This window comes from Erythrobacter donghaensis (assembly GCF_002155425.1).
In the GTDB taxonomy this organism is placed as follows: Bacteria; Pseudomonadota; Alphaproteobacteria; order Sphingomonadales; family Sphingomonadaceae; genus Erythrobacter; species Erythrobacter donghaensis.
The window spans coordinates 481859-507062 of sequence record NZ_MUYG01000011.1 but is presented as its reverse complement, the minus strand read 5'-3'; the positions used below and the strand labels follow the sequence as shown (position 1 = coordinate 507062).

The following is a 25204-nucleotide window of genomic DNA, read 5'->3' as shown; positions in this document are numbered from 1 at the left end:
TCATGGAAGGCTACCTGGCTCTCATGATCCCGATCATCGCGCTGATGATCCCGGTGATCGCGCTGTGGACCAAGCACCAGCAGAAGATGGCCGAAATGCAGGTCGGCGCCGCCGCCGAGCAGACCGCCGAAAAGGCCGCACAATATGTCGGCCACATCCAGCGGCTCGAAGCCCGGGTGCAGGTGCTCGAACGGATCGTCACCGACCGCGGTTACGACATTGCCACCCAGATCGAAGCGCTGCGTGACCAGCGCCGGGTCGATGAGGATGCCGCCGGCGTGCCGCTCGGCATCGAGAAGAAGGAGCGCGTGTGATGGATTTCGGTGGACCCGCTTTCGTAATCGCCATCATTGCGCTGAGCACTGGCGGCTGGCTGATCAACAACTGGATCCGCGCCAAGCACGGCTATTCGCTCGAAGACGAATGGGGCGGCAAGACCGACCGTTCGGACACCGCAGAGACCCAGCGTCTCAAGGCCGAGAACAAGGCGCTGCACGACAAGCTCGACGCCATGCAGGACCGCATGATCGTGCTCGAGAAGATCGTCACCGACCGCGGCTATTCGCTCTCCGCCGAGATCGAGGCCCTGCGCGATACGCCGGCCCTGGGCAAGGAGCGCGTGTGATGGGAGAGTTCAACGCCATTTTGCCCTATGTCGGGTGGATCATCGCCGGGGCCTTCACCCTCGGCGCGGCCGGGATCGCCGTCTCGTTCCAGACGACGCGGATGAAGATCAAGAACGGCTATCCGCTCGAAGGGATGTGGGGCCAGTCATTGAAGCCGGGCTCCGACAAGCAGACCGCCGAACGCGTGGTGCTGCTGACCCAGGAAAACGCGCAGCTGCGCGCCGAGCTGGGGGCGATCAAGGATCGGCTGGCCAATGTCGAACGCATCGTCACCGACGGGGGCTACCACCTCGGCGCGGAAATCGATGCCCTGCGCGACCGCGCGCTGACCAGTCTCAAGGACAAGGGAGAAGCGTAATGAGCGGCTGGGCCATAGTCGCGCTGGTGGCGGTGATCGTGTGGGGCGTGGTGGAATATGCCAAGGCCCGCGCCGGGATCGTCACCGACGAATACGGCAACGAAAAACTCGCCCCGCGCGACGATAGCCGCACTATTGACGCGCTGGAAGCGGCCACCGCCGAGATCGCCAATCTCAGGGAACGGGTTGAGGTGCTCGAACGCATCGCCACCGACGCCAACACCGGCGATGCGCGCGAAAGAGCGCGGATCGCCGCCGAAATCGAAGCGCTGCGCGCCGTGCCCGCAGCCATCAAGGAGGAGCAGGCCCAATGACGACTGTCTTTCTCGATCCCACCATCGTCCTGACCTTCGGCCTCTTGGTTGCGGTGATCGTGATCGCGGGAGCCACCTTGCGCGCCTGGCAGGGATGGCTCGAACTCAAGCGGCAGGAGCTCGACCGTTCGGGCGGACGGGCCCATGCGGAGGAAGGCTCGGGGCTCGGCACCGCGCGCATCGAGCTGGCCGACCTCAAGGAACGCATCCGCAAGCTTGAAGCCATCGCCAGCGGGGTGGAGCTGTGAGCAGCGCCAAGGGCACCGCCACGCAGGCCGGGATCGGCCTCGGCAGCGCGATCGCGGTGGCAATCAGCTGGAGCCTGCACCAGTCGATCATCTGGGCGATCGTCCACGGTTTTCTGGGCTGGCTCTACGTGATCTGGCACGCCTTCACCCGGCCCGGCGGTCTCGGCGGGTAATTGCCCCCTTCCGTTTCGCGCCGCGCCTGCGTAACTGCGCCGCCATGCGCACACTTTCCGACATTCTCGAAGAATATGAATTTCTCGATGGCGATGACCGTTACGGCTTGCTGATCGAACTCGGCCGCGCGCTGGAGCCGATGCCCGATGCGCTCAAGACCGATGCGACGCTGGTGCGCGGCTGCTCGGCGGCGGTATGGGTCTATCCCGCCGCGCAGGAGGAGGACCGGCTGCATTTCCTCGCCGACAGCAACGCCGCGATCACCAAGGGCATCGTCGCCCTCGTCATCGCCGCGGTGCAGGACCGGCCCGCCGCCGAGGTCGCGCAGATGGACGTGATGGGCGCGCTCGCACCCTTCGATCTCAAGAATCAGCTGTCTAGCAACCGCACCCAAGGCGTGCCGAACATGATCGCACTGGTGAAGGAACACGCGGCACGGCTGGCCGCAGGCTGAGCGGCGCGCCGGCCCCGCCGCAGGGATTGCCTCACGGATCGACTTCGACTTCCGCCAGCGCCTCACTCGCGGTTGTGACCTCGATATGGCGTACCATCTCGAAGGTGCCGCTCCATTCCGCCATGATCCAGCGTCCGGTAATGACATTGCCGTCATCGCTGAGGCTGCCGGAATAGACGACCGGTTCGTCATATTCCTCGCCAGCCCCGTGGTAGATCTTGAGGAAATCGACCTTGCTGTCGGAGCGCATCCCTTCCAGCGTCGCCCGGGCGGTCTCCGGGCGGAATTCGTTCGGCTCGATGATGGTCCCGCTGAGGCGCCCGGCGACGTCGGCAATCTCGGCGAGGAAGGGCGTCACCGGCCCAGCACCGGGAATGGGCGGATAGGCGTAAGTGCCGTCCCATTTGCCCGAAAGGTCCAACCCGGTGCTCCCGTCCCTTTACAGGTTGCGGCCCACGACCTCGAAGCTGTCTTCGCTCGCAGCGCCGACACTGTCGCGCACCACCGCGACCCCCGCTTCCTTCTGCGCCTTCAGCTCGGCCTTGAGCTTGGCCGGATCGCGCGCGAAGACGAAGCCGAAGCTGACCCCGCCTTCCTTGCCGATGGTCGCATGGTGGAGCTTGTGCGCCTGCACCAGCCGCTTGGCGTAGCCCTTGCGCGGCACCCACTTCCAGTAGCGCTGATGGACGAGGCCATCATGCACCAGTGTGTAGATCACCCCGTATAGGGTTATCCCGACCGCGAACCACCACAGCCAGTCCCAGTAGAGCGAGCCGTAGATATACATCGCGGCGTTGATCGTGCCGAAGACGACCGCGAAGAGATCGTTCTTCTCCAGCACGTTATTGTGCGGTTCGTGATGGTCGCGGTGCCACGCCCAGCCCCAGCCGTGCATGATGTATTTGTGCGCGTACCAGGCGAACAGCTCCATCCCGATCAGCGAGGACATGACGGTCAGGAATATTTCGAGCCAGCTCATGCGGGCACCTTCTTGGTCAATTCAACACGGCCCACCCCGGCCCGGCGCGCGGCCGGGAGCGCCCACCATGGCACGTCAGGGCGGCGGTGATGTTCGAGATGATAGCCGAAATGGAAGCACGAAGCGAGGCTCGCCAGCGTGCCGAAATCCTCCGAGCGCGTGTTGTGACGGTCCGCAAAGGCGCTCGCGTCTTCGCCCGGCATGTGCCGGTGCGGGCGGAAGGTACCGAAGTAGAACAGCTGAAGCGACGATCCCAGCGCCGGAAGGCCATAGAGCAGCACGATCTGCACCATCGGAATGTCCAGCACCAGCCAGTAGATGCCGACCACGGTGTGCACGAAGAGCAGCGAACGCCAGCCGAAATAGCGTCGGAAGAAGGTGCCGTACCAGCGCCAGAAATTGTCCGGGTGATGCTCGTCGAAATCGGGATCGCCCGCGCGGCCCGCGAGCTTGTGATGCGCGAAATGCGCGTCCCGCAGCTGCTTCCACGCAAAGCCCGCATAAAGCGCCAGCAGCACCGCGCCGATCGCGCCGTTCACACGCGGATGGCCGGGCACCAGACTGCCGTGCATCGCATCGTGGCAGACGATGAACACGCCGACGCTGAGCCAGCACTGCACCACCGCCACACCCAGCGCGAGCGGCCAGTTGCTCCAGCTGATCTCGAAGACGAACATCCCCCAGGCGTGGATTGTCAGCCAGCTTCCGGCAATAGCCAGCGCCAGCGCAAGGCCGGCAGCGCGCTGGAAGCCACGCTCGGGAAGGGCGAAATGCGGGTTCATGCCGAAAGGGTTACGCGCGCTGCGGGCATGGGGATGCGTATAGGCTTGCGGCGGAAAACGGCAATCGGCTTTGCGCTGTGCCGATCAGCCCCCGTGCACCAGTTGGACCGCTTCCTCCCATGAAGGCACGAGATGATCGGCCCCGGCGGCGCGCAGCCGCTCGGAATGGCCGGATTTGATGTGACTGCCCGCGAGAAGCCCGATCACCTGCATCCCCGCCGACTTGGCCGCCGTCACGCCCGAGGGGCTGTCCTCGATCACCAGACAGGTTTCCGGGCTGACGCCGATGCCGCGCGCGGCGAGCAGGAAGATATCGGGGTGCGGTTTGCCGCGCTCGACCATCTCGGCGCTGAAGACGTGCACGCCGAAGGCCTCGCCCAGTCCTAGCACTTCCAGACATAGCGCTAGCCGGGCGGGCGAACTGGACGAGGCGATGGCGCGCGGGCGCGTGCCCAGCCCGGCGATGAAAGCCCCCGCCCCCGGCACCTCGGTCAAATCCCGTTGGAAGCGCGCCATCATGGTGTCGGAGAGATGGTCGCCCCACCCGGCGGGCACCGGGCGACCCAGCTGCCCCTCGATCAGCGCGATCATCTCGCCCCAGCGGGTGCCGACATAGCGGGCATAGCTTTGCTCGAGCGTGGTCGGCAGGCCCAGCCGGGTCAGCTCCTCGGCCAGCACCCGGTTGGCGAGCATCTCGCTGTCCGCGATCACGCCGTCGAAATCGAAGATGATCGCGGCGGGATCGCGCATCGCGGGCCGCGCTTACCGGACGATGCGGATGCGCGGGCGGCCGCCGGACACCTCGACCGCCCAGACCCGGTCGTTGTCCGGCGTGATGACATAAACGGACATGTTGGCGGCATAGGCCGAAAAGACGTGCAGTTCGGTCGGAGTAGCATCAAGAATGTGCGACACCGTGAGCCCGACGGGCCGTTCGCCCTTTTTCCCGGTACTGGCGGGCAAAGTGATACGGGATTTCGTGAACTGGCGGCTGTCCGTGATCTTGCCGTCAACGATCTCGAAGCGGTGGTGCCCGCCAAACGGAATCTCGCCAACCTTTTCCTGCGGGGTGAGCAGATAGGCATAAAGCCCGCCATCGGGCTTGCCGGTGGGAAAGATCACGCTGTTGAACGGACTGGCGGAGCAACGCTCGGGCCGCTGGCGGCGCAGCAGCAGATTGGCCTCGACCAGCGCCACCTCGTCCGGCACCAGCGCCCGCTCTCCCGGCGCGTAGGTGGTACGACGGATGACCTTTCGGCCATTATAGACCCCCGCCCATGCCGCCTCGAAACCGGCATCGGTGGGGCGGAAGAACACCGTCTCCCAGCCGTCCGCGATGTCGTTGACGATCCACCCGGCGATCCCCCGCTCGCTCGCGTCGGGAAGGTCTTCGAGCATCGCGTCGGTGCCGTGCCAGGCGGCCTGATCGTAGGAATAGACGCGCCACCCCAGATCGACGGCCTGCTGCACCCCGGCCTGCTCGGCCTCGGTCATCTCCGGTTTGGGCGGGGCCGCGTCCTGCGCAGCCAGCGGCGTTGCGGCGAGCGCATAGCTGCCGGCGAGAATGGCAAAGCCCTTGAACCTGTTCACGATTGCGTCCCTCCCGTCCCCGTCATCGGGACGCGAAAGAGACTATCGGCTCACTCGCCCTTGGGGAAGAAGAATTCCCGCAGGTGCTCGCCGATCCGCGCGGGGCGCAGGGTTTTTGCGTCGATGCAGCACCAGGATGATTGCACCTCGGCCAGCACTTCCTCGCCGCGCTTGATCAGCGTCGAGTAGAATGCCCGCGCGCCGTTGAAGCGTTCGAGCACGGTCGATGCGATCACGTCGTCATCGAGGAAAGCGGGCTTGCGATAGGTGATCTCGTGCTTGAGCGCGACCCACGCCTTCGTGGCGATATCCTCTGCCGGGGCGAGGTTGTTCCAGTGCGCCAGCACCGCGTCCTGAACCCAGTTCAGATAGCGCGCATTGTTGACGTGGCCCATGAAATCGATGTCAGCCGGTTCGACCGTAATTGGGTGCAGAAAGGCAGGCGAAGAGGATTCGTTTGCTGACATGCCTTTAAGCTAGCGCAAGATTATGACAAATTCCACTACGGCCTGCCCATAAATCGCCGCAATCTTGCAACGGCTCGGCAAAGATGATTAGGGAACGTGACAAAGGGGCATCACCCCTCCCCCCCAATAATGGATTCCGCCATGGCCAGCCGCCCCCGCACGCTCTACGAAAAGATCTGGGACGCGCATGTCGTCGAAATGCGCGATGACGGCACGGCGCTGATCTATATCGACCGCCATCTGGTGCATGAAGTGACCAGTCCGCAGGCGTTCGAGGCGCTGAAGGTGGCGGGTCGCCCGGTGCGGCGGCCCGAATTGACCCTCGCCGTACCTGACCACAACCTGCCGACCACCGCGCGGCGCGATGCCAACGGCCTGCCGATACCCATCGCCGATCCCGAAAGCGCCGCGCAGCTTGCCGCGCTCGAGGCCAACGCGCCCGCTTTCGGCATCCGCTACATCCCCGCGACCGCCAAGGAGCAGGGGATCGTCCATGTGGTGGGGCCGGAACAGGGCTTCTCGCTCCCCGGCACCACGATCGTCTGCGGCGATTCGCACACCGCCTGCCACGGCGGGCTCGGCGCGCTTGCCTTCGGGATCGGGACGAGCGAGGTGGAACACGTATTGGCGACGCAGACGCTGCTGCTTCAGCAGTCACGCCCGATGGAAGTGCGGGTCGAGGGCGATCTCGGCCCCGGCATCAGCGCCAAGGATCTGATCCTCCACATTATCGGCACCATCGGTGCGGCGGGCGGTTCTGGTTATGTGATCGAATATCGCGGCAAGGTGTTCGAGGCGATGACGGTCGAGGAACGCCTCACCGTCTGCAACATGAGCATCGAGGCCGGCGCGCGTGCCGGGCTGATCGCGCCCGACGATGTCACCTTCGCCTATCTCAAGGGCCGCCCCATGGCCCCCAAGGGCGCCGAATGGGACGCAGCGGTTGCCTATTGGCGCACGCTCCATTCGGACGAGGGCGCGGTGTTTGCCAAGAGCGTGACCATCAACGCCGCCGATGTCGAACCCAGCGTCACCTGGGGCACTTCCCCTGAGGACGTGGTGCCCATCGGCGGGCGCGTGCCGCACCCCGAAGACTTCGCCGACGAGAGCAAGCGCGTAGCTGCGCAGAAGAGCCTTGATTACATGGGCCTCACCCCCGGCACGCCGATGACCGAGGTGCCGATCGAGAACGTCTTCATCGGCAGCTGCACCAACAGCCGCATCGAAGACCTGCGCGCTGCCGCGGCCGTGTTGAAAGGCCGCCACAAGGCAGACAATGTGCGATGGGCGATTGTCGTCCCCGGATCGGGTTTGGTCAAAGCACAGGCCGAGGAAGAGGGCCTCGACCGCATCTTCACCGAAGCGGGCTTCGAATGGCGCGAGCCGGGCTGTTCGGCGTGCCTCGGCATGAACCCCGACAAGGTCCCGCCGGGCGAACGCTGCGCCTCCACATCGAACCGCAATTTCGTCGGTCGGCAGGGGCCGGGCGCGCGCACCCACCTCGTCTCGCCCGCGATGGCGGCGGCGGCGGCGGTGGCCGGGCGCCTCGCCGACGTGCGCGAGCTGGTGTGAGGATGGGACGCAGAGGGCTCTTGAGTGGCGGTCTCGGCGCGCTGCTGGGCGGGCTGTTTCGCCCCGGCAAGGCACAGGCGAGCGAACAGGCCCAGCCCGGCATCATCACCCTCGACGACCCCCGCTACGAACGCTTTTTCGCGGCCAGAGCGCAGGTGTGGTCCACCATCGGGACGGTCGATGACGATGTCATAGCCTATCTCATCAGCCCGGAATTCCAGGGCGCGCCTGCATGGCCTACCAACCGCCAAGCGTTCCGCACGGTTCGCCCGGCAGGAAGCCTGATCATCGTCTCGGACGGCCTGAGCGACCTGTTTGTCGACACCGACAGCCAGGAACCGGGCTTCGGCTGCGAGGTCTTCATCGAGTGCCCCGATCTGGCAGGCGCGCAGTTCGCGGATATCCGCAGTAGTTGGCAATTCGACCTGATCGAAACCCTTGCCCGAAACGTCGCCCATCTCGGCGGGATACAGGCGCCGATCAGGCAGCACGGGATATTCTCGATGGAGTTGCCCGCTCCCGCCACCATGCCTGCACATTGGCTGACACAGCGCGGCACTGTCGGCGCGCTGATCAACGTCACGGTGCCGGGCCGGCCATCATACATCGAGATCGATCAAGACGTGGAAATTCGCCTCGTCGCGCTCACCATTCTGCTGCCCGACGAAACCGAATATGTGGTGGCGGGCGGGGCTGAGCGGCGGGCTGACATCGCGCAAAGGCTCGTTTCATCGGGAACCGGTCTGGCATCGCCTGCAAATCGCCGCTCGATGCTTGCGTAACGCGGCAGTTGGGACCATCTGGAAATCATGACCGACAAGCCCAAGAACAACACCGCCCGCAACGCCGCGCTCGCTGCGGCGGGTGCCATCGGATCGGCCGCCGTGGCCGCAGCGCTGCTCTATGCGGGCAAGCGCAAGAAGAAGCCGAACGAGCCGACCCAGCCCGGCCCGATCCCCTCGGGCGAGCCGCCCGAAACCGACTGAGGAACCCCATGCAGCCCCTCACCCGCGTCGAAGGCCGCGCCATTCCGCTTGGCCTCAAGAATGTCGATACCGACATCATCATCCCGGCCAAATGGCTCAAGACCATCAGCCGCGAAGGTCTGGGTGCGGGGGCGTTCGAGACGCTGCGCGCGGAACCCGGCAATGTCTTCGACGATCCCGCCTACAAGGGCGCGCCGATCCTGATCGCGGGCGACAATTACGGCTGCGGATCGAGCCGCGAACACGCCGCCTGGGCGATGCTCGATCTCGGCATTCGCGTGGTGATCGCGCCGAGCTTTTCCGACATTCATTCGGGCAATGCGGTCAAGAACGGCATCTTGCCGGTCGTGCTGCCGCAGGACGCGGTCGACCGGCTGCTGGAAGTGGCGCGCGAAGGGCTGGCAATCACCGTCGATCTCGAAGCGCAGACCGTCACCACCCCCTATCAGGACCGCTTCACTTTCGAGATCGACCCGTTCCGCAAGCACTGCCTGCTGAACGGGCTCGACGAGGTCGGGCTGACCATGGCGCGCGGGGAGGCGATCGGCGGGTTCGAGGCGCAGCGCACCGCTGCCCAGCCGTGGCTGATGCGCGGCACCGAAGCCGCATAAAACGACCATACCGGGAGAGACACCATGAAAGCCATTCGCACCCACCAGACCGGCGGGCCCGAAACCCTGACGCTCGACGAGATCGACGCGCCCACCCCCGGCAAGGGCGAGGTGCTCGTCGCGGTCAAGGCCTGCGCGATCAACTATCCCGATGGCCTGATCATCCGCGACATGTACCAGTTCAAGCCCGCCCGCCCCTTCTCGCCCGGCGGCGAGATCAGCGGCGTGGTCGAGGCGCTTGGTGAAGGTGTCGAAGGCTTTGCCGTGGGTGATCGCGTGCTCGCCGGGATCGGCAATGGCGGGCTGGCCGAGAAGGTCGTCGTGCCTGCCGGACGCATGTTCAAGGTGCCCGATGGCGTGCCCTTCGAGAAGGCTGCCAGCCTGCTGATGACCTACGGCACCACCATCCACGGCCTCAAGGATCGCGGCCATATCAAGCCGGGCGACACCGTGCTGATCCTCGGCGCGGCGGGCGGCGTGGGCCTCTCGGCCGTCGAGCTCGCCAAGGCCTTCGGTGCGCGCGTGGTTGCCGCCGTCTCGTCCGAGGCCAAGGGTGAAGTCGCCCGCAAGGCCGGAGCCGACGAGGTGGTGATCTACCCGCGCGAGGCAATGGACAAGGATGCCTCCAAGGCGCTCGCCGAGGCTTTCAAGAAAGCCTGCGGGCCCGAGGGCGCGAACATCGTCTACGACATCGTCGGCGGCCAATATTCCGAGCCTGCATTGCGCTCGATCGCGTGGGAGGGCCGCTTCCTCGTGGTCGGCTTCCCGGCGGGAATCGCCAAGATGCCGCTCAATCTCACCCTGCTGAAGTCCTGCGACATCTGCGGCGTGTTCTGGGGCGCCTTCACCGCGCGCGACCCGAAAGGCTTCCATGCACAGGTGAACGAGCTGTTCGACCTGATGCGCGAAGGCAAGATCGACCCGTTGGTGTCCAAAACCTTCCCCCTCGCCCGCGCGGGCGATGCCATCGCCAAGCTTGAAGCGCGCGAGGCGGTGGGCAAGCTCGTGGTGACGATGGATTAAGAACTTGTGTGCGCGGCTTCCCGCTTGAAGCCGCGCGCCCACCCCTCTATCGCTGCCCCAAGGATCGTATCCGAAGGGACACACAGCACATGACCGATTTCAAGGACCGCGAACGCGCCGAGGAGGCCCATTTCGCGCTCGAGGGTGAAACCGCCTTCCGCATCGCCGCACGCCGCAACAAGCTGCTCGGCGAATGGGCGGCGGGCCTGATGAACCTCACGCCGGAAGAAACCGACGCCTATCGCAAGGCGGTGGTGCAGGCCGATTTCGAGGAATCGGGTGACGAGGACGTCGTGCGCAAGCTGCTGGGCGATCTCACCGCCGCGCAGACCGACATCACCGAGGCCGATATCCGCGCCAAGCTGGAAGACATGACGGTCGAGGCGCGCCGCCAGCTGTTCGGCGAGGTCTGAGCCATGCCGATGACGGCGACCCAGATCGAAGAGGCGATCCTCGCTGCCCTGCCCGGCGCGACCGTGGAACTGCGCGATCTGGCAGGCGATGACGATCACTGGGCCGCCACCGTCACCGCCCCGCAATTCGCCGGTCTGAGCCGGGTTGCTCAGCACAAGCTGGTCTACAACGCGCTCGGCGGGCGGATGGGCGGGGTGCTGCACGCCTTGCAAGTCACCACCGTGGTCCCCAAGTAACCTTGCATAGTCACCCACACGCATCAGGGGCTCAAGCCGCCATGTCCGACGCCAATTCCCGCATTTCCGATCTCGTCACCAGCAATGACGTGGTGCTGTTCATGAAGGGCACCCCGCTGTTCCCGCAATGCGGCTTTTCCAGCCGCGCGGTTGCGATCCTCGATCATTGCGGCGTCGCCTATGAAAGCGTGGACGTGTTGCAGGACATGGAAGTGCGCCAGGGGATCAAGGCCTTCTCCGACTGGCCGACGATCCCGCAGCTTTATGTAAAGGGCGAATTCGTCGGCGGCAGCGACATCATGATGGAGATGTTTGAGGCGGGCGAATTGCAGCAGCTGCTCGATCAGAGCGGCGTGAAGACTGCCTGAGTTTTCGCACCCCCATCCGGGGGTGCGTCCTCGTTTTTTGTTTGAGCCCTCAGACGCCGGGCGGCGGACATCCGTCCGCCTTGGCTTCCGCGCCATAAGGCGCGACGGCCGGTCGGCCTTGCGGTCGCTTCGCGACCGGAATCAGCACATCCTTCGATTGGGGCGCTTTTTCGGCCCGCAGGGCCGCAAGCGCGACCGCGCGCCCGGAGGGGTGGCCCTGAAAGGGCCGGGCCCCCGTAGGAAGGCCAAGCGGGCCGGATGGCCCGCGCCGGCGCCTGAGGCTCTAACAAAAACACCCCACAAACAAAAAAAACGCTCCGCAGGACCAGTGCGGAGCGTTTTTTGTTTTTCGCGGTTGGCGCAACCCGGAGACCAGGAAGGGTCGCGCCTCGCGTCGAAGACCATTTGGGACCGCTCCATCCAATGCACAGCGCGTGCCAAACGCGAGAAACCACGGAAATCCGCCATTTTTCGACTTCAGCCTGAGGTGAACGAGGAGGCATGTGTAAAGCAGCCCGACACATCTTCGCACTTCCGGGACGATGAAGCGGCAGGAACGCGCCTTGGCTCTTGGCAAGGGCGTGCCGCAGGGCCATTCTTTGCCGCAATGACCAGCGATTCCGGCCGAGAGGGCATTCCCGCCGCCACCATCATCATCTTCCGCAACGCGCCCGACGGGGCCGCGCCGGAAGTGCTGATGACCGTGCGCTCTCGCAACATGACCTTTGCGGGCGGCATGGCAGTGTTTCCCGGCGGGCGCGTCGATCCAGCGGATTATGCGCTGGGTGAGACGGTTGCGACAGTCGCAGGCCTCTCGCCGGATGAAGCCGCGCACCAGATCGCCGCGGTGCGCGAGACGCTGGAGGAGACCGGCCTCGCGCTCGGCCTCGCGGGCGACATCACCGCTGCCAGCGCCGCCGCCGCGCGGGCGATGCTGGCCGAGACCGGCGCGCTGGCCCCGGTGCTCGCGGCGTTCGGCTGGCAACTCGATCTGGCGCAGATCACGCCCTTCGCGCGCTGGTTTCCCAAGAATGAGAACATCGGGCGCGTCTATGACACCCGCTTCTACCTCGCCAATCTCGGCACCGGCGACGTGGACGTGTCGATCGACCATGCCGAGAACACCCACTTGTTCTGGACGACCGCGCAGGGCGCGCTCGATGCGGCGGCGCGCGGCGAGATCAAGCTGATCTTCCCCACCCGCCGCAATCTCGAACGGCTTGCGCTTTTCGCCAGCTACGAAGAAGCGCGCGCGCAGGCCGAGGCGATCCCCGTTCGCACGATCATGCCGCAAGTGGTCGAAGAAGGCGGGCAATCCTGGCTGACGATCCTCGGCGATGCTGGCTATCCGGTCACCGCCGAACTGCTGGAGAACGTCGCGCGGGGTTGAAACGGGCGAATCGCGGGAGGCGCGCGGCAGCATATGGTATCGCTATCATTTTATCATCCAACACGCTGCATTCGTATTTCTCTCGCGCGCATTCCTCTGTTTACACGAACCTTTTGTGGAATGCGCTGCGCGTAACGTAAGATGCTCTCGCGCAGCCGCATTGACTTCGCGGGCGAGATTTTCCAACATTGATGTTAGCGTTAGCAAACAGCGCGGGCATGGCGGGCATCGCCGCCACGGGAGAGGGATATGACGGGCCATTCGGGTCGCACACAGCTGCGCCTTGTTGCGGGATTGCTCGCTGCGGCGAGCATCGCTCCGGCCGCGCTGGCCGAAACGGCGCATCCGCACGCCTCGGAGCCAGCCACGCCTGAAGCGCCGGGCACGGCCCATCCCGAACTATGGCCAGCCTACACCTACCCCGTCCCCACCCGCCCCGCTGCCGAGGCGCGCATCGCCGATCTGATCGCGCGCATGACGATCGAGGAGAAGGTCGGCCAGTTGGTGCAGGCCGATCTGTGCTGCGTCACGCCGGAGGATTTCCGCAAGTACAAGCTCGGCTCGCTGCTGGTGGGCGGCAATTCCGGGCCCAACGGCAATGACCTGTCGCCCGCGCCCGACTGGCTGAAGGCGGCGGACGAATTCTACCTCGCGTCGGTCGACCGCTCGGACGGCGGGGTCGGCATACCGATGATCTGGGGCACCGATGCGGTGCACGGCCATTCGAACATCATCGGGGCGACGATCTTCCCGCACAATATTGGCCTTGGCGCGATGCGTGATCCGGCGCTGATCGAGCGGATCGGCGCGGTCACCGCCAAGGAAATCCGCGTCACCGGGCAGGAATGGACCTTCGCGCCGACCGTCGCGGTGCCGCAGGACTTCCGATGGGGCCGCGCTTATGAGGGCTATTCTTCGGACCCCGATCTCGTCGCCTCCTATGTCGGGGCGATGGTGCGCGGGCTTCAGGGGCCGCCGACGGGCGACAACCTGCTCGCCGGGCCTTATGTGATCGCCTCGACCAAGCATTTCCTCGCCGATGGCGGCACCGACCGGGGCGTGGATCAGGGCGACAGCTCGATCAGCGAAGAGGCTCTGCGCGACATTCATGGGCGTCCCTATGGCCCCGCGATCGCCGAGGGCGTCTCGACCGTGATGGTCAGCTTTTCGAGCTGGCAAGGGGTCAAGATGACCGGCAACCACTCGCTCGTCACCGGCGTGCTCAAGGAGCGGATGGATTTCGGCGGCTTTGTGGTGTCGGACTGGAACGCCCACGGACAGGTCGCAGGCTGCACCAACGAATCCTGCCCGCAGGCGCTGATGGCGGGGGTCGACATGTATATGGCGCCCGATACGTGGAAGCCGATCTACGAGGATCTGCTGGCACGCGCCAAGGCGGGCGCGATCCCCATGGCCCGGATCGACGAGGCGGTGGCGCGGATCCTGCGGGTGAAGGAACGGCTCGGACTGTTCGAGGCGGGCAAGCCGTCTGATCGGGCTTTCTCTGGCCAATACGAGTTGCTCGGCGCGCCCGAACATCGCGCCGTGGCGCGCGAGGCGGTGAGGAAGTCGCTGGTGTTGCTCAAGAACGAGGGCATTCTTCCGCTCGCGCCGGGCAAACGGCTGCTGGTCGCGGGCGACGGGGCGGACGACATCGCGCGCCAATCGGGCGGATGGACGCTGAGCTGGCAGGGCACCGGGGTGGACAACAGCCACTTCCCCGGCGCGACCTCGATCTGGAGCGGGCTGAAGCAGACGGTTGAGGCGGGCGGCGGCAGCGCGGTGCTCTCCCCCGATGGCAGCTACGCCGAGAAGCCCGATGCCGCCGTGGTGGTGTTCGGCGAGACCCCCTATGCCGAATTTCAGGGTGACCGGGCCGCGCTGGTGCTCGATCCCGAACTGACCAAGCCCTACGACACCATGAAGAAGCTTCAGGCCGAGGGCATTCCGGTGGTCGCGGTGATGATCACCGGCCGGCCGCTTTATGTGAACCCCGCGTTGAACGCCGCCGATGCCTTCGTGGTCGCTTGGCTGCCCGGCAGCGAGGGCGGCGGGGTCGCCGATGTGCTGGTGGGCGATGCCAGCGGCAAGCCGCGTTTCGACTTCACCGGAAAGCTCCCCGCTGCATGGCCGCGCACCACGCAGATTGCGGAAGGGACGCTCTATCCCTTCGGCTACGGCCTCGATTACGCGGTGCCATCAGGCAGATGGACGCCGCTGCCCGAACTCGATGCCAGCGCCGTTGGCGGTGACAGCCGCCTGTGGTTCAACGCCGGAAACCCGGCGGCGCGCTGGTCGCTGTGGGTCGCGGGTTCCGCGCAGGAGGTCGAGACCCGCGTCACCACCCTCCCCGCCGATGCACTCGGCGGGCGGGCGCGGGTCACTGCGGAAAACTTCAAGGTTCAGGAAGGCGCACGCCGCTTTACCATCGCGGGCGGCACGGCGAGCGTGCAGCTTGGCAATCTCGATCCCGTCGACGTAGCGCGCGAGACCAATGCCGATGTCATGGTGCTGGTGACGATGCGGGTGTGGGATGCCCCCGCCACCGCCCGGATCGGCGCACGCGGGCCGAAGGGGAATGGCTACGCGGCCGTCACCCTGCCCGCGACCGAAAGCTATGTGCGCTACGGCCTGCCGCTCAAGTGCCTGAGGGACAAGGGCGCGGACGTGACCGGGCTCGATCGGCCCTTCGTGCTCGAAACCGAGGGCCGGGCCGATTACGCCATCGCCGAAGTGCGGCTCGGCAGCGATGCCGAGCAGGTCTTGCCGTGCCGCTGACCGCTTAGACGAGGATCGACAGGCAGGCTGGACAAGCGGCTGCCAAGAGGGAGAGAGAGATGAAACGCAAACTGCTCACCGCTTTGCTGCCGGTGGCCGCGATCACGCTGGCGCCGCTGGCCTCGTCCGCCGCCGTGGCACAGGCCGTGCCTGCCGCAAAGCCCCTGCCGGTGGGCACCTGCATCAACATGGGCAACACGCTCGAACCGCCGACCGAGGGCGCGTGGGGCGGCAAGCGCGCCAGCAAGGCCGATTTCGCGCGGATCAAGGCGGCGGGGTTCGACACCGTGCGCATCCCCGTGCGTTGGCACAACAAATCCTCCGACAAACCGCCCTACACGGTCGATCCCGACTGGATGAAGCGGGTGCAGCAGATCGTCGACTGGGCGCTGGCCGAGGATCTCAACGTCATCCTCAACAGCCACCACTTCGACCCGATCCACGATGATCCGCTGGCCGTGGCCGCGTGGCATGGGGGCGTGTGGAAGCAGATCTCCGAACGCTTCAAGGGCTATCCCGAGGACACGCTCTGGTTCGAGCTCGAGAACGAGCCGCACAAGAACTTCACACACGCCAATCTCTTGCAGACCCTCGCTCCGTCGCTGGCCGAGGTAAGGAAGCTCCACCCCACCCGCGCGGTGATCATCGGGGGCGAGAACTGGAGCGGGATCAAGTCACTGGAAACCCTGCCGCTGCCGGATGATCGCAACATCCACCCGACCTTCCACTACTATGACCCCTTCGCCTACACCCATCAGGGTGCGGAATGGACCGCGCCCGACATTCCGCCGGTCGGCCGCAGCTTCCCCACCGCCGAAGACCGCGCGCAGCTGGAGCGGGACGTTGCCAGTATCGAGGCCTATATCGCCCGCACCGGCAAAACCCCATTCATGGGTGAAGTGGGGGCCTATGATAAGCACATCCCGCTCGCCGACCGGGTGACCTATCATCGCATGATCACCGAAGCCTTTGCCCCTACCGGCATTGGCATCTGCATGTGGGCCTATAGCAACACCTTCCCCTTCTATGATTCCAACAAGAACCGCTGGCTGCCGGGGCTGCTCGGCGCAGTCGGGTTAGCAGAACCGGCGGGCGGATCGGCAGCGCCTGCCCCTGCTCCTGTTGCCGCGCAGGCACCCGCGCCCGCTGCATCGTCAGGCAGCAAGGCCAAGCTGCCGCCCGAACTCGCCGCGCTGGATGCGCAAATCCCGGGCGATCTCATCAACGATCCCACCCGCATCGACTGGGCCAGCTACGGCCCCGAACTTGAAGGAGGGACGCGGCAATCGGCGGATATTCCCGGCGGCGGCGCGGCGCGGGTGTTCGATGTGAAGGCAAAGGGCGCGTTCCCTTACACCGTCGCCACCAACATTCCGCTGCTCGACGAGATCAAGTCCGGCGATCAGGTGACGGTCGGCTTCTATGCCCGCGCGGTCAGCACCGAGCGGTCGGACGGCAAGGGCGTGATCGGCGTGCGCTTTCAGGAAAACGCTGCGCCCTATGGCGGGTTCGGCGACACCAATGTCCTCGTCGGCACCGATTGGGAGTGGTACGAAGTCACCGCCCGCGCCGACAAGCGCATCCGCAAGGCCGATGCGATCGTGACGCTGCAACTGGCAGGCGCGAAGCAGGTGCTGGAGATCGGCCAGACCATCGTGGTCAAGGGCGCATCGAGCATCCAGTCCACCACGACCACCGCTGCCGCCAAGCCTGCGCCGAGCCTCAAGGATCCGGCCAGCATCGAAATGCCCGATGCGCTGCGCAGTGTCGGCCAGCTGGTCAATGATCCCACCAATCGCGCCTGGGCGCATGGCGGGACCGCCGGGCGCTGGGAGGGGCTCGATATCCCCGAAATCTGGCTTCAGAAAGCGACCCGCTTCACCACCACGGCGGTCGGCGAAAACCGCTGGGATCTGACCACCGCGATCCCGATCCTGCCCGAAGTGAAGGAAGGCGAGCAGTTCATGGTCGCGGTGGTTGCGCGCACGATCAGCGCCCAGACCGACGACGGCAAGGGCCTGATCTACGCGCGGATGCAGAGCGCGACCCCGCCTTACGAGGGCTTCGGCGACAAGGTCTTCAAGATCGGCGACAAGTGGCAGATGGTGAACCTGCCCTTCACCGCCACGCGCGGTTTCGGCGCGGGCGATGCGACCGTCACGCTGCATTTTGCCGGCGCAGCGCAGAACGTCGAGGTGGGGCCGGTCTACATCTTCAAGACCAATTGAGGCCCCGCCCCCGGCGCGGCCCCTATCCCGGCGAAAAGGCATAGGGGCCGACCACCAGCCCGGTGAACAGCCCGGCATGGACCGACGCGAGCGGCTCGACATTGATCGGGCCGCCGACCGGTTGCCATGCCTCGGCCCCCTCGGCGCGCCAGAACACCGCCGCGCTCCCGCCATCAAGCGCGAGGCGCAGCTCGATCGGGCCGTCGGTGGGCAGTGGGGCCGAGGCGACCTCCCGGCCGGAAGCCCCTTGCTCCGCGCTGTCGCGCAGCCGCACCACGATCCGCCCCTGCTCCTTGCCTGCGGCGAGGAAGTGGCTTTCGTCCATGAAGGCTAGCAGCCCGGCAAAGTCTCCGCGCCGCTCAGGCGTGAAGGCGAGCCGGGTGGTGATGTCGGCGGTATGGTGCCGCAGCCGTCGCCCGGTAAAGGCGGGGCGGCCGAGGCTCCCCGCCGCTGCCGGGCCTGCCGTGACGTGCAGCGCACCATCTGCGACCTGCCACAGCGCCCCCTGCCCCGGCGTGCGCAAGCCGATCCATTCATCGGACAAGGCACCGTCGAACTCCTCGCGCCAGCTCTGCCAGGCAGAGGCGGGCGAGGCGGGAAGCTTGGGCGCCGTGGTCACCATCGGCACCGCCTCCTGCCGACCCAGAAAACGCGGCCAGCCATCGACCCAGCGCAAGGGCAGCAGAAAGGTCTCGCGCCCCAGCAGCGTCGATTGCCCGGCAAAGGGCCGCGTGGCGAGGAAGACGCCCCACCAGCTACCATCGTCAAGCTGCAGGATATCGGCATGGCCGGTCGCCTCGACCCGGTCGGCGCGCTCCGCCGGCAGATCGCGCTGGGTGAGGATCGGATTGAACGGCCCCGGCGCATAGGGCCCGGTCACCGCGGGCGCGCGGTAGATCGTCTGCGAGTGCTGGTCCGCTGTGCCGCCCTCGGCGGTCAGGAGGTAATACCAGTCCCCCACCTTGTAGATATGCGGCCCCTCGGCCCAGATCGGCTTGGTCGAAGGGTCGACGCCCTTGTCGACCAGCAGCGTGCGCTGCGGCAGAACCGTCATCGCCACCGGGTCGAAAGCCTGAAGCCATAGTGCGCGGTGGCCCTCGTATTCCGGCTCACCCGGGGGCGCATCATTGTAGACGATCCACGCCTTGCCATCGGCGTCGAAGAACAGCGAAGGATCGATCCCGCCGAAATCGAGCCACACTGGATCGCTCCACGGCCGCGCCGGATCCTCGGCGGTGATGACGAAATTGCCGCCGCATTCGATGCAGGTGTTGACGATCCAGAACTTGCCATCGTGATGTGTGATCGCAGGCGCAAACAGCCCGCGATTTGTCCCCAGCCCGCTGAAATCGAGCTGCGTCGGGCGGTCGATCGCGTTGCCGATCAGCCGCCAATTAACCAGATCGGTCGAATGCAGGATCGGCAGGCCCGGAAACCAGCTGAAGGTCGAGGTGACGGCGTAGAAATCATCGCCCACCCGCACGATCGAGGGATCGGGGTGGAAGCCGGGAATGACCGGATTGCGATATTGCCCCTTGGCCACCGGCGCCTCGGCAGGGGCCTCGTAGGCGAGATAATCGAACCGCGCGACCACATCGCGCGCCGCCGCCGCCGTGCCCGTCGCTGCCAGCACACACGCGCCCGCCAGCGCCGTTAGATGCCTCGTCATCGCCTCTCCTCCCGTGTTTTTGGGGGCTTGTCGGCCCGCCATTGTGCTCTTATGGTAGCGCTATCAGAGCGGAGGGCAAGAGCCAGAAATGGCCGAGAGGATACTGGAAAGTCTGCCGGCGGATTACCGCGAGGGGCACTTCATCGGCCGGGCGTTGTCGCCCGAGGGGCCGTGCGTCATCACCATTGCCGAAGGTCAGATCCACGATCTCACCGGCGTCGCCAGCACGGTGGCGGGCGCGGTCGCCCGGCGCGCCTTTGCGGGTGGCCGCGTGATCGGCTCGGTGGAGGACGGCCTGCCTGCAGGCTGGTCGCTGCTCGCCCCGATCGATTTGCAGGCAATTAAGGCCAGCGGCGTCACCTTCGCGCTCTCCGCGATCGAGCGCGTGATCGAGGAGCGTGCGCGGGGTGACGCCTCCGCCGCCGCCAGCATCCGTGCGCAGCTCGAAGACAAGGTCGGCAGCGGCATCCGCTCGGTCGTCCCCGGCAGCGCGGCCGCCGCGCAGTTGAAGGCGGCGCTGATCGAGGAAGGGATGTGGTCGCAATATCTCGAAGTCGCGATCGGCCCGGATGCGGAGATTTTCTCCAAGGCGCCCACGCTTTCGGCGGTCGGCACGGGCGCGCAGGTCGGCGTGCGCTCGGATTCGGACTGGAACAACCCCGAACCCGAAGTCGTGCTGGTATGCGATGCACATGGCGCAGTGGTCGGAGCGACGCTCGGCAATGATGTGAACCTGCGCGATTTCGAAGGCCGCTCGGCGCTGCTGCTGTCCAAGGCCAAGGACAATAACGCCAGCTGCGCCATCGGCCCCTTCATCCGCCTGTTCGACGACACCTTCACCATCGACGACGTGCGTCGCGCCGAAGTGGAGCTCGTCATCGAAGGGCCCGAAGGCTACCGCCTCGAAGGGCGCAACGACATGAGCCAGATCAGCCGCGATCCGCTCGATCTGGTCGCGCAGTGCCTCTCGGAACATCACTACCCCGATGGCTTCGTGCTGTTCTGCGGCACGCTGTTCGCGCCGACGCAGGACCGCGACACGCCCGGCGCCGGTTTCACCCACAAGGTGGGCGATGTCGTGACGATCCGCTCGGCCCGGCTGGGCACACTTACCAACACCGTCACCACGTCGCGCGATGCGCCGGCCTGGACGATGGGATTCACCGCTTTCGCTCGCAATCTGGCCGAACGGGGCCTGATCGCGGCGATGTGACCGGCTTATAAGAATTGACACAGGCCGCCGGAGGGGGATCATCCCGGCCGCCACAGGGATGGGGAATGGACTTGGACGCGCAAACCAGCAGCGCCGGGGTGCACAGCGCGCTCTACCCGAGCTTGACGGGCAAGCGGGTGATCGTCAGCGGTGGCGGCTCCGGCATCGGCGAAGGAATGGTCGAGGCCTTTGCGCGTCAGGGCGCGATGGTGGGCTTTGTCGACATTCAAGAGCACCCCAGCGAAGCGCTGATCGGGCGGCTGGCGGGCGCGGATCATCCGCCGCACTTCCTCCCCTGCGACATCACCGATTGCGAGGACTACACCGCCAAGATCGGCGCGCTGATGGATCAGATCGGTGGGTGCGATGTGCTCATCAACAACGCCGCCAGCGATGACCGGCACAGCCTCGATGACGTCACCCCTGCCTATTGGGACGAGCGGATGGCGGTGAACCTCAAGCACCAGTTCTTCGCCGCACAGGCGGTGGTTCCCGCGATGCGCGCGGCGGGCGGCGGGTCGATCGTCAACATGGGCTCGATCAGCTGGCATCTGGGGCTGAAGGATCTGGTGATCTACCAGACCGCCAAGGCCGCGATCGAGGGGCTGACCCGCAGTCTGGCGCGTGAGCTGGGTCGCGATAACATCCGCGTCAACACCATCGTGCCCGGCAACGTCCAGACCCCGCGCCAGATGCGCTGGTACACGCCCGAAGGCGAGGCCGAGATCGTCGCCTCGCAATGCCTCGACGGGCGCATCCAGCCTGCCGATATCGCCGCGATGGCGCTGTTCCTTGCGTCCGACGATGCGCGCTTCTGCACCGCGCATAATTACTGGGTGGATGCCGGATGGAGATGACACTTCCGGTCAAGGCGGTGCTCGCCGCCGACAGCCTGCTGGGCGAAGGCGCGGTATGGGATGCGGGTCGCCGCATCCTGTGGTTCGTCGACATCAAGCGCCACCGCTTGTGGCATTTCGATCCGACCAACGGCAGCAACGGCTTTGCCGAAGCGCCCGACCAGATCGGCTGGGCCGTGCCTGCCGAGGGCGGGCTGCTGCTGTGCGGCTTGAAGGACGGGCTCTACACCTTCGCGCCCGAGACCGACACCTTCACCAAGCTTACCGGCATACCGGGGGAACCGGCGACCAATAGGCTCAACGATGTCTGCACCGATCCGTGGGGCCGGGTGTGGTTCGGATCGATGGACGATGGCGAGCGCGAGGGCTCGGGCCGGTTCTACGTCTTCGACCGGGGCTCGATCCGCCCCGCCGGGCCGAGCGGGATCACGATCACCAACGGCCCTGCCGTCAACGCTGCGGGCACCCGCATCTATTTCACCGACACCGGCGCGCAGAAGATCTTCGTCGCCGACCTGTCGGAAGACAGCGTGGGCGAGGCGCGGCTGTTTGCCGATACGGGGGCGCTGTTCCCCCATGCCTATCCCGATGGTCCGGTGGTCGATGCCGAGGATTATCTGTGGACCGGGCTCTATCTCGGCTCCTGCGTCGCGCGGTTCTCGCCCGAAGGCGCGCTGGTCGCCACGGTGCCGATCCCGGCGCGCGACGTGACCAAGCTCGCTTTCGGCGGGCCTGACCTCGGCACCGCCTTCGTCACCACCGCGATCAAGAATATGACCGACGCTGACATGGCGCAGATGCCCCTGTCGGGCAGTCTGTTCGCCTTCCCCGCTCCGGTGGCAGGAGTCGCCCAGACCCTCGCGAAACTGGGATGACGCGCTGGCCGATCATGGCCGTGCCGCTCGCCGCGGTGATGGCGGTGCCGGCTGCGGCGCATCCGGTGCTCGATCCCGGTTTCGGCGACAACATGGTGCTTCAGGCCGGCCACCCGCTGGTGCTCTCCGGGCAAACGCAGGCGGGGGTGACGGTCACCGCACGACTGGGCGCGAGCGAGGCGCGTGCGGTCAGCGACCCGGCGGGCGACTTCGTCATCACCCTCCCCGCGCAGAACACCGCCGCCGCCCCGAGCGCGCTGACGGTCAGCGACGCGACCGGCACGACGACCTATGCCAACATCCTGATCGGCAATGTCTTCCTCTGCGGCGGGCAGTCCAACATGGAACTGCCGGTGACGCGCGCGCTCGATATCGACAACCAGCTCCGGCAGGCGGCGGATGACGGCATCCGCCTGCTGATGGTGCCGAAATCGACCGCGCCGGTGCCGCAGGCGCGCTTCGCTGCGCCGACCGGGTGGAAGGCCGCCACCGCCGAGACGGTCGCGCCCTTCTCCGCAGCCTGCTTCTACATGGCCAAGGCGCTGCGCCGCAAGGATCCCGCAACGCCAGTTGGGCTGATCCACGCCAACTGGGGCGGCAGCGCTGCGCGGGCGTGGTACGATCCCGCAGGTGGCAAGACGATCGAAGGCGCCGAAGCGCTGGAACTGCTCGCGCTCTACAACCGCGATCCCTATGCCGCCACGCAGGCCTTCGTGCCGGGCTGGTTCGATTTCTGGCGCGCGCGCGACGGGGGCCGCGAGCCTTGGAAAAACCCGGCGCTGCTCGACTGGAAGCCGATCCCCAAGTTCACGATGTGGAACGAGTGGGAAGGCACCGGGCTCGACACCAATCCGCGCGCCAATGTGTGGCTGAAGCAGACCATCACGCTCACCGCCGAGCAGGCGCGCGGCGACGGCAGCCTCGCGATCGGTGCGATCGACGACATGGACCTGACCTTCGTCAACGGGCATCCCGTCGGCTACACCTTCGGCTGGGGGGTGGAGCGCACCTACCGCGTGCCGGCCAAGCACCTGAAGGCGGGCGAGAACGTCATCCTGATCGCCGCCAACAACATGTGGGACACGGGCGGCTTTTTTGCCGGGCCGGAGCGCCTCGCTTTCACCGCCGCCAATGGCGAGATGGTGCCGCTGGGCGCGAACTGGCAATATGCCACCACCACCGTCACCGACATTCCTCCGCGCGCGCCGTGGGATGCCAATGCCGGGATCGGCGTGATGCACAATGCGATGATCGCCCCGCTCGGCCGGATGCGGCTCGCCGGCGTGGCCTGGTATCAGGGCGAGGCCGATGCGGGGCAAGGCCCCTACCATCCCAAGCTCGCCGCGCTGTTCGCCGGGTGGCGGCGGCAGTTCGGCCCGCAGGCGCGGATGCTGGTGGTGCAGCTCGCCGACTGGGGCGAGCGCCGCTCCGAACCCGGCGAATCCGGCTGGGCGCAGCTGCGTGACGAGCAGCGCCGCGCCGTCGTGGCCGATGCCAACGCCGCGCTCGTCACCGCGATCGACATTGGCGAGCCCACCGACATCCACCCCGCCAACAAGAACGACCTCGGCAAGCGCCTCGCCCAAGCCTTCGATGGCCGCGCCATGCCCATGCCCGAGCGGGCAGAGCGTGATGGCGCGGCGGTGACGATCAGCTTCACCGGGATCGCGGGCGCGCTTCAGGTGCAAGGCGGACCCTACCCTCTCGGTGTCGAGCTGTGCGCGGCGGGGCTTGGCACCTGCCGCTTCCTACTCGCCCGCGCCGAGGGCGACCGCCTGATCCTCCCTGTGCCCGAGGGCATGGCCCCGACCCGGGTGCGATATGCCTGGGCCGATGCGCCGGTGGTCAATCTGGTCGACGGCGAAGGGATGCCGGTTCCGGGCTTCGGGCTCGACATCGCGCCATGACGATCCCGCGCCGCGATGCGCTGGCGGCGGCAGCCTGACCGCGGTGAGGCTCCGAAGTTCATGACCGACATCCTCCTCCAATCCGGCGCGTGGCAGGCGCGGCTGCTTCCCGAGGCGGGCGGGTTGATCGCCGCGCTGACCTGCGGCGGCCTGCCGATCCTGCGCACGATGCCGCCGGGCGCGACCGACCCGCTGGCGGCGGCCTGCTTCCCGATGGTGCCGTGGTGCAACCGCATCGGCGCGGGCCGCTTCGGCTGGGAGGGCCGCGTCGTCGCGCTCGCCCCCAACTTCCCGCCCGAGCGCCACGCCATCCACGGCCACGGCTGGCAATCGCCGTGGCAGGTCGAGAGCCAGACGCCCGAGGCTTGCGTGCTGCTCCACCGCCACGACGGTGCCGCACCCGGCTGGCCCTGGGCCTACGAGGCGCGGCAGGCGGTCGCTCTCACCGACGCCGGCTGCCGGATCACGCTGTCGCTCACCAACCGTTCCGAGCGGTTTATGCCGGGGGGGATCGGCCTCCACCCCTATCTGCGCCGCCGCCCCGAAAGCCGCGTGACCTTCAGCGCCGAGCGCGTGGTCGATGTGGGCGCGGACATGTTGCCGACCGGCGCGATGCGCGCTGCCGACCACTTCGCCGACTTCGCCCGCGGCGCGCCGCTGCCCGAGGCGACGATCGACCACTGCTTCACCGGCTGGGCCGGGCGGGCCGAGGTGCGCGACGACCTCGGCACCATCACGCTGGCCGCCGAGGGAGCGGAGCATCTCCACCTCTACGCCCCCGAAGCGCCCGACATCCTGTGTCTGGAGCCGGTCAACCATGCGCCCGACGCGGCCAATACCGGCGCCATGCCGCTATGCGCGCCGGGCGAATCGATCAGCCTCACCCTGCGAATCACCGCCACCTGACACCCCCTGCCAGATCCGCCCGCGCCTCCGTGTTGGAGACACATGAGACACTGTCCAAAAGCAAAACTCCGGCCCGCGCAAAAGCCCCCCGCAACGGGCGGAATAGTACGGAGCGGATGGCGAAAGACGCAGGCATGGCGGCGATCCTGTCAGGTCGCAGCGCAGCAGGAGAGCCATCT

At 66.6% G+C, this 25204-nt stretch carries 30 protein-coding genes; 23 read left to right on the top strand and 7 right to left on the bottom strand.

Annotated elements, in window-relative coordinates; genetic code table 11:
* Nucleotides 1-2 precede the first annotated feature (2 nt).
* The 7 genes from BZF59_RS13955 to BZF59_RS13930 are packed head-to-tail and all read left to right on the top strand — an operon-like array spanning nucleotide 3 to nucleotide 2174.
* A complete protein-coding gene (locus tag BZF59_RS13955) occupies nucleotides 3-314 on the top strand; it encodes a hypothetical protein (RefSeq protein WP_086608843.1) in 312 nt (103 codons plus the stop codon).
* Complete coding sequence (locus BZF59_RS13950) at nucleotides 314-625, top strand: hypothetical protein (RefSeq protein ID WP_086608842.1); 312 nt, start codon at nucleotides 314-316, stop codon at nucleotides 623-625. Before BZF59_RS13955 ends, BZF59_RS13950 begins: the two co-directional genes overlap by 1 nt.
* Nucleotides 625-984, top strand: coding sequence for a hypothetical protein (locus tag BZF59_RS13945; RefSeq protein WP_169712075.1), 360 nt, complete (start codon nucleotides 625-627; stop codon nucleotides 982-984). The genes BZF59_RS13950 and BZF59_RS13945 overlap by 1 nt, the downstream gene beginning before the upstream one ends.
* On the top strand, nucleotides 984-1298 hold the full coding sequence (locus BZF59_RS13940; RefSeq protein WP_086608840.1) for a hypothetical protein: 315 nt from the start codon (nucleotides 984-986) through the stop codon (nucleotides 1296-1298). Before BZF59_RS13945 ends, BZF59_RS13940 begins: the two co-directional genes overlap by 1 nt.
* Entirely contained in the window at nucleotides 1295-1546 is a 252-nt protein-coding gene (locus tag BZF59_RS13935; protein ID WP_086608839.1) for a hypothetical protein, read from the top strand. The genes BZF59_RS13940 and BZF59_RS13935 overlap by 4 nt, the downstream gene beginning before the upstream one ends.
* Nucleotides 1543-1719 carry a hypothetical protein gene (locus BZF59_RS16320; RefSeq protein WP_169712074.1) on the top strand — a complete coding sequence of 59 codons (177 nt, stop codon included), beginning with the start codon at nucleotides 1543-1545 and terminating at the stop codon, nucleotides 1717-1719. Before BZF59_RS13935 ends, BZF59_RS16320 begins: the two co-directional genes overlap by 4 nt.
* Before the next feature lie 44 nt (nucleotides 1720-1763).
* Entirely contained in the window at nucleotides 1764-2174 is a 411-nt protein-coding gene (locus BZF59_RS13930) for a SufE family protein (RefSeq protein ID WP_086608838.1), read from the top strand.
* A gap of 31 nt (nucleotides 2175-2205) precedes the next feature.
* On the opposite strand, the gene BZF59_RS13925 is transcribed toward BZF59_RS13930, so the two are convergent.
* The 6 genes from BZF59_RS13925 to BZF59_RS13900 all read right to left on the bottom strand — a co-directional run bounded on the left by BZF59_RS13925 (nucleotide 2206) and on the right by BZF59_RS13900 (nucleotide 5992).
* Entirely contained in the window at nucleotides 2206-2595 is a 390-nt protein-coding gene (locus BZF59_RS13925) for a hypothetical protein (RefSeq protein ID WP_143738179.1), read from the bottom strand.
* A gap of 18 nt (nucleotides 2596-2613) precedes the next feature.
* Complete coding sequence (locus BZF59_RS13920; protein WP_086608836.1) at nucleotides 2614-3153, bottom strand: sterol desaturase family protein; 540 nt, start codon at nucleotides 3151-3153, stop codon at nucleotides 2614-2616.
* Entirely contained in the window at nucleotides 3150-3935 is a 786-nt protein-coding gene (locus BZF59_RS13915) for a fatty acid desaturase (protein ID WP_086608835.1), read from the bottom strand. Before BZF59_RS13915 ends, BZF59_RS13920 begins: the two co-directional genes overlap by 4 nt.
* An 84-nt stretch (nucleotides 3936-4019) precedes the next feature.
* Entirely contained in the window at nucleotides 4020-4685 is a 666-nt protein-coding gene (locus BZF59_RS13910) for an HAD family hydrolase (protein ID WP_086608834.1), read from the bottom strand.
* Nucleotides 4686-4697: 12 nt separating this feature from the next.
* Complete coding sequence (locus BZF59_RS13905) at nucleotides 4698-5525, bottom strand: hypothetical protein (protein WP_086608833.1); 828 nt, start codon at nucleotides 5523-5525, stop codon at nucleotides 4698-4700.
* Nucleotides 5526-5575: 50 nt separating this feature from the next.
* A complete protein-coding gene (locus BZF59_RS13900; protein ID WP_086608832.1) occupies nucleotides 5576-5992 on the bottom strand; it encodes an acyl-CoA thioesterase in 417 nt (138 codons plus the stop codon).
* Between the two features lie 141 nt (nucleotides 5993-6133).
* Here BZF59_RS13900 and leuC point away from each other — a divergent pair, with 141 nt between their 5' ends.
* The 11 genes from leuC to BZF59_RS13845 all read left to right on the top strand — a co-directional run bounded on the left by leuC (nucleotide 6134) and on the right by BZF59_RS13845 (nucleotide 17598).
* Nucleotides 6134-7564: a 3-isopropylmalate dehydratase large subunit gene (leuC, locus tag BZF59_RS13895; protein WP_086609228.1), complete on the top strand. Its 1431-nt coding sequence runs from the start codon at nucleotides 6134-6136 to the stop codon at nucleotides 7562-7564.
* A 20-nt stretch (nucleotides 7565-7584) separates the two neighbouring features.
* Nucleotides 7585-8346: a hypothetical protein gene (locus BZF59_RS13890; RefSeq protein WP_158094331.1), complete on the top strand. Its 762-nt coding sequence runs from the start codon at nucleotides 7585-7587 to the stop codon at nucleotides 8344-8346.
* A gap of 27 nt (nucleotides 8347-8373) precedes the next feature.
* Complete coding sequence (locus tag BZF59_RS13885; RefSeq protein WP_086608830.1) at nucleotides 8374-8550, top strand: LPXTG cell wall anchor domain-containing protein; 177 nt, start codon at nucleotides 8374-8376, stop codon at nucleotides 8548-8550.
* Between the two features lie 8 nt (nucleotides 8551-8558).
* A complete protein-coding gene (gene leuD / locus BZF59_RS13880) occupies nucleotides 8559-9161 on the top strand; it encodes a 3-isopropylmalate dehydratase small subunit (protein WP_086608829.1) in 603 nt (200 codons plus the stop codon).
* 24 nt (nucleotides 9162-9185) lie between these two features.
* Complete coding sequence (locus tag BZF59_RS13875) at nucleotides 9186-10184, top strand: NADPH:quinone oxidoreductase family protein (protein WP_086608828.1); 999 nt, start codon at nucleotides 9186-9188, stop codon at nucleotides 10182-10184.
* A gap of 89 nt (nucleotides 10185-10273) precedes the next feature.
* The gene (locus BZF59_RS13870; RefSeq protein WP_086608827.1) at nucleotides 10274-10597 is read left to right on the top strand and encodes a DUF1476 domain-containing protein; all 324 of its coding nucleotides are present in this window, start codon (nucleotides 10274-10276) and stop codon (nucleotides 10595-10597) included.
* 3 nt (nucleotides 10598-10600) lie between these two features.
* Complete coding sequence (locus tag BZF59_RS13865) at nucleotides 10601-10834, top strand: BolA/IbaG family iron-sulfur metabolism protein (RefSeq protein ID WP_086608826.1); 234 nt, start codon at nucleotides 10601-10603, stop codon at nucleotides 10832-10834.
* Between the two features lie 41 nt (nucleotides 10835-10875).
* Nucleotides 10876-11202 carry a Grx4 family monothiol glutaredoxin gene (grxD, locus tag BZF59_RS13860; protein ID WP_086608825.1) on the top strand — a complete coding sequence of 109 codons (327 nt, stop codon included), beginning with the start codon at nucleotides 10876-10878 and terminating at the stop codon, nucleotides 11200-11202.
* Between the two features lie 607 nt (nucleotides 11203-11809).
* Nucleotides 11810-12592, top strand: a complete 783-nt coding sequence (locus BZF59_RS13855) for an NUDIX hydrolase (protein WP_086608824.1) — start codon at nucleotides 11810-11812, stop codon at nucleotides 12590-12592.
* Between the two features lie 249 nt (nucleotides 12593-12841).
* Nucleotides 12842-15370, top strand: coding sequence for a glycoside hydrolase family 3 protein (locus BZF59_RS13850; RefSeq protein ID WP_086608823.1), 2529 nt, complete (start codon nucleotides 12842-12844; stop codon nucleotides 15368-15370).
* A gap of 59 nt (nucleotides 15371-15429) precedes the next feature.
* Nucleotides 15430-17598: a glycoside hydrolase family 5 protein gene (locus BZF59_RS13845; protein ID WP_086608822.1), complete on the top strand. Its 2169-nt coding sequence runs from the start codon at nucleotides 15430-15432 to the stop codon at nucleotides 17596-17598.
* A gap of 22 nt (nucleotides 17599-17620) precedes the next feature.
* Here the strand turns inward: BZF59_RS13845 and BZF59_RS13840 are convergent, their stop codons facing one another.
* Nucleotides 17621-19267: a glycoside hydrolase family 43 protein gene (locus BZF59_RS13840; protein WP_086608821.1), complete on the bottom strand. Its 1647-nt coding sequence runs from the start codon at nucleotides 19265-19267 to the stop codon at nucleotides 17621-17623.
* 88 nt (nucleotides 19268-19355) lie between these two features.
* Here BZF59_RS13840 and BZF59_RS13835 point away from each other — a divergent pair, with 88 nt between their 5' ends.
* From BZF59_RS13835 to BZF59_RS13815, 5 genes are all read left to right on the top strand, one after another.
* On the top strand, nucleotides 19356-20480 hold the full coding sequence (locus BZF59_RS13835) for a fumarylacetoacetate hydrolase family protein (RefSeq protein WP_086608820.1): 1125 nt from the start codon (nucleotides 19356-19358) through the stop codon (nucleotides 20478-20480).
* Nucleotides 20481-20578: 98 nt separating this feature from the next.
* Nucleotides 20579-21337 (top strand): D-xylose 1-dehydrogenase, encoded by a 759-nt coding sequence (gene xylB, locus BZF59_RS13830; RefSeq protein ID WP_086609227.1) that lies wholly within the window; start codon nucleotides 20579-20581, stop codon nucleotides 21335-21337.
* Entirely contained in the window at nucleotides 21328-22212 is an 885-nt protein-coding gene (locus BZF59_RS13825) for an SMP-30/gluconolactonase/LRE family protein (RefSeq protein WP_086608819.1), read from the top strand. Before xylB ends, BZF59_RS13825 begins: the two co-directional genes overlap by 10 nt.
* Nucleotides 22209-24119: a sialate O-acetylesterase gene (locus BZF59_RS13820; RefSeq protein WP_086608818.1), complete on the top strand. Its 1911-nt coding sequence runs from the start codon at nucleotides 22209-22211 to the stop codon at nucleotides 24117-24119. Before BZF59_RS13825 ends, BZF59_RS13820 begins: the two co-directional genes overlap by 4 nt.
* A gap of 60 nt (nucleotides 24120-24179) precedes the next feature.
* Nucleotides 24180-25025, top strand: coding sequence for an aldose 1-epimerase (locus BZF59_RS13815; RefSeq protein ID WP_158094330.1), 846 nt, complete (start codon nucleotides 24180-24182; stop codon nucleotides 25023-25025).
* Nucleotides 25026-25204: the final 179 nt, after the last annotated feature.

Bases quoted from the DNA above. Each gene is read 5' to 3' on its own strand.
- BZF59_RS13955 (WP_086608843.1), top strand. From the start codon at position 3: ATGGAAGGCTACCTGGCTCTCATGATCCCGATCATCGCGCTGATGATC.
- BZF59_RS13950 (WP_086608842.1), top strand. From the start codon at position 314: ATGGATTTCGGTGGACCCGCTTTCGTAATCGCCATCATTGCGCTGAGC.
- BZF59_RS13945 (WP_169712075.1), top strand. From the start codon at position 625: ATGGGAGAGTTCAACGCCATTTTGCCCTATGTCGGGTGGATCATCGCC.
- BZF59_RS13940 (WP_086608840.1), top strand. From the start codon at position 984: ATGAGCGGCTGGGCCATAGTCGCGCTGGTGGCGGTGATCGTGTGGGGC.
- BZF59_RS13935 (WP_086608839.1), top strand. From the start codon at position 1,295: ATGACGACTGTCTTTCTCGATCCCACCATCGTCCTGACCTTCGGCCTC.
- BZF59_RS13930 (WP_086608838.1), top strand. From the start codon at position 1,764: ATGCGCACACTTTCCGACATTCTCGAAGAATATGAATTTCTCGATGGC.
- BZF59_RS13920 (WP_086608836.1), bottom strand. From the start codon at position 3,153: ATGAGCTGGCTCGAAATATTCCTGACCGTCATGTCCTCGCTGATCGGG.
- BZF59_RS13915 (WP_086608835.1), bottom strand. From the start codon at position 3,935: ATGAACCCGCATTTCGCCCTTCCCGAGCGTGGCTTCCAGCGCGCTGCC.
- BZF59_RS13910 (WP_086608834.1), bottom strand. From the start codon at position 4,685: ATGCGCGATCCCGCCGCGATCATCTTCGATTTCGACGGCGTGATCGCG.
- BZF59_RS13900 (WP_086608832.1), bottom strand. From the start codon at position 5,992: ATGTCAGCAAACGAATCCTCTTCGCCTGCCTTTCTGCACCCAATTACG.
- leuC (WP_086609228.1), top strand. From the start codon at position 6,134: ATGGCCAGCCGCCCCCGCACGCTCTACGAAAAGATCTGGGACGCGCAT.
- BZF59_RS13885 (WP_086608830.1), top strand. From the start codon at position 8,374: ATGACCGACAAGCCCAAGAACAACACCGCCCGCAACGCCGCGCTCGCT.
- leuD (WP_086608829.1), top strand. From the start codon at position 8,559: ATGCAGCCCCTCACCCGCGTCGAAGGCCGCGCCATTCCGCTTGGCCTC.
- BZF59_RS13875 (WP_086608828.1), top strand. From the start codon at position 9,186: ATGAAAGCCATTCGCACCCACCAGACCGGCGGGCCCGAAACCCTGACG.
- BZF59_RS13870 (WP_086608827.1), top strand. From the start codon at position 10,274: ATGACCGATTTCAAGGACCGCGAACGCGCCGAGGAGGCCCATTTCGCG.
- BZF59_RS13865 (WP_086608826.1), top strand. From the start codon at position 10,601: ATGCCGATGACGGCGACCCAGATCGAAGAGGCGATCCTCGCTGCCCTG.
- grxD (WP_086608825.1), top strand. From the start codon at position 10,876: ATGTCCGACGCCAATTCCCGCATTTCCGATCTCGTCACCAGCAATGAC.
- BZF59_RS13855 (WP_086608824.1), top strand. From the start codon at position 11,810: ATGACCAGCGATTCCGGCCGAGAGGGCATTCCCGCCGCCACCATCATC.
- BZF59_RS13850 (WP_086608823.1), top strand. From the start codon at position 12,842: ATGACGGGCCATTCGGGTCGCACACAGCTGCGCCTTGTTGCGGGATTG.
- BZF59_RS13845 (WP_086608822.1), top strand. From the start codon at position 15,430: ATGAAACGCAAACTGCTCACCGCTTTGCTGCCGGTGGCCGCGATCACG.
- BZF59_RS13840 (WP_086608821.1), bottom strand. From the start codon at position 19,267: ATGACGAGGCATCTAACGGCGCTGGCGGGCGCGTGTGTGCTGGCAGCG.
- BZF59_RS13835 (WP_086608820.1), top strand. From the start codon at position 19,356: ATGGCCGAGAGGATACTGGAAAGTCTGCCGGCGGATTACCGCGAGGGG.
- BZF59_RS13825 (WP_086608819.1), top strand. From the start codon at position 21,328: ATGGAGATGACACTTCCGGTCAAGGCGGTGCTCGCCGCCGACAGCCTG.
- BZF59_RS13820 (WP_086608818.1), top strand. From the start codon at position 22,209: ATGACGCGCTGGCCGATCATGGCCGTGCCGCTCGCCGCGGTGATGGCG.
- BZF59_RS13815 (WP_158094330.1), top strand. From the start codon at position 24,180: ATGACCGACATCCTCCTCCAATCCGGCGCGTGGCAGGCGCGGCTGCTT.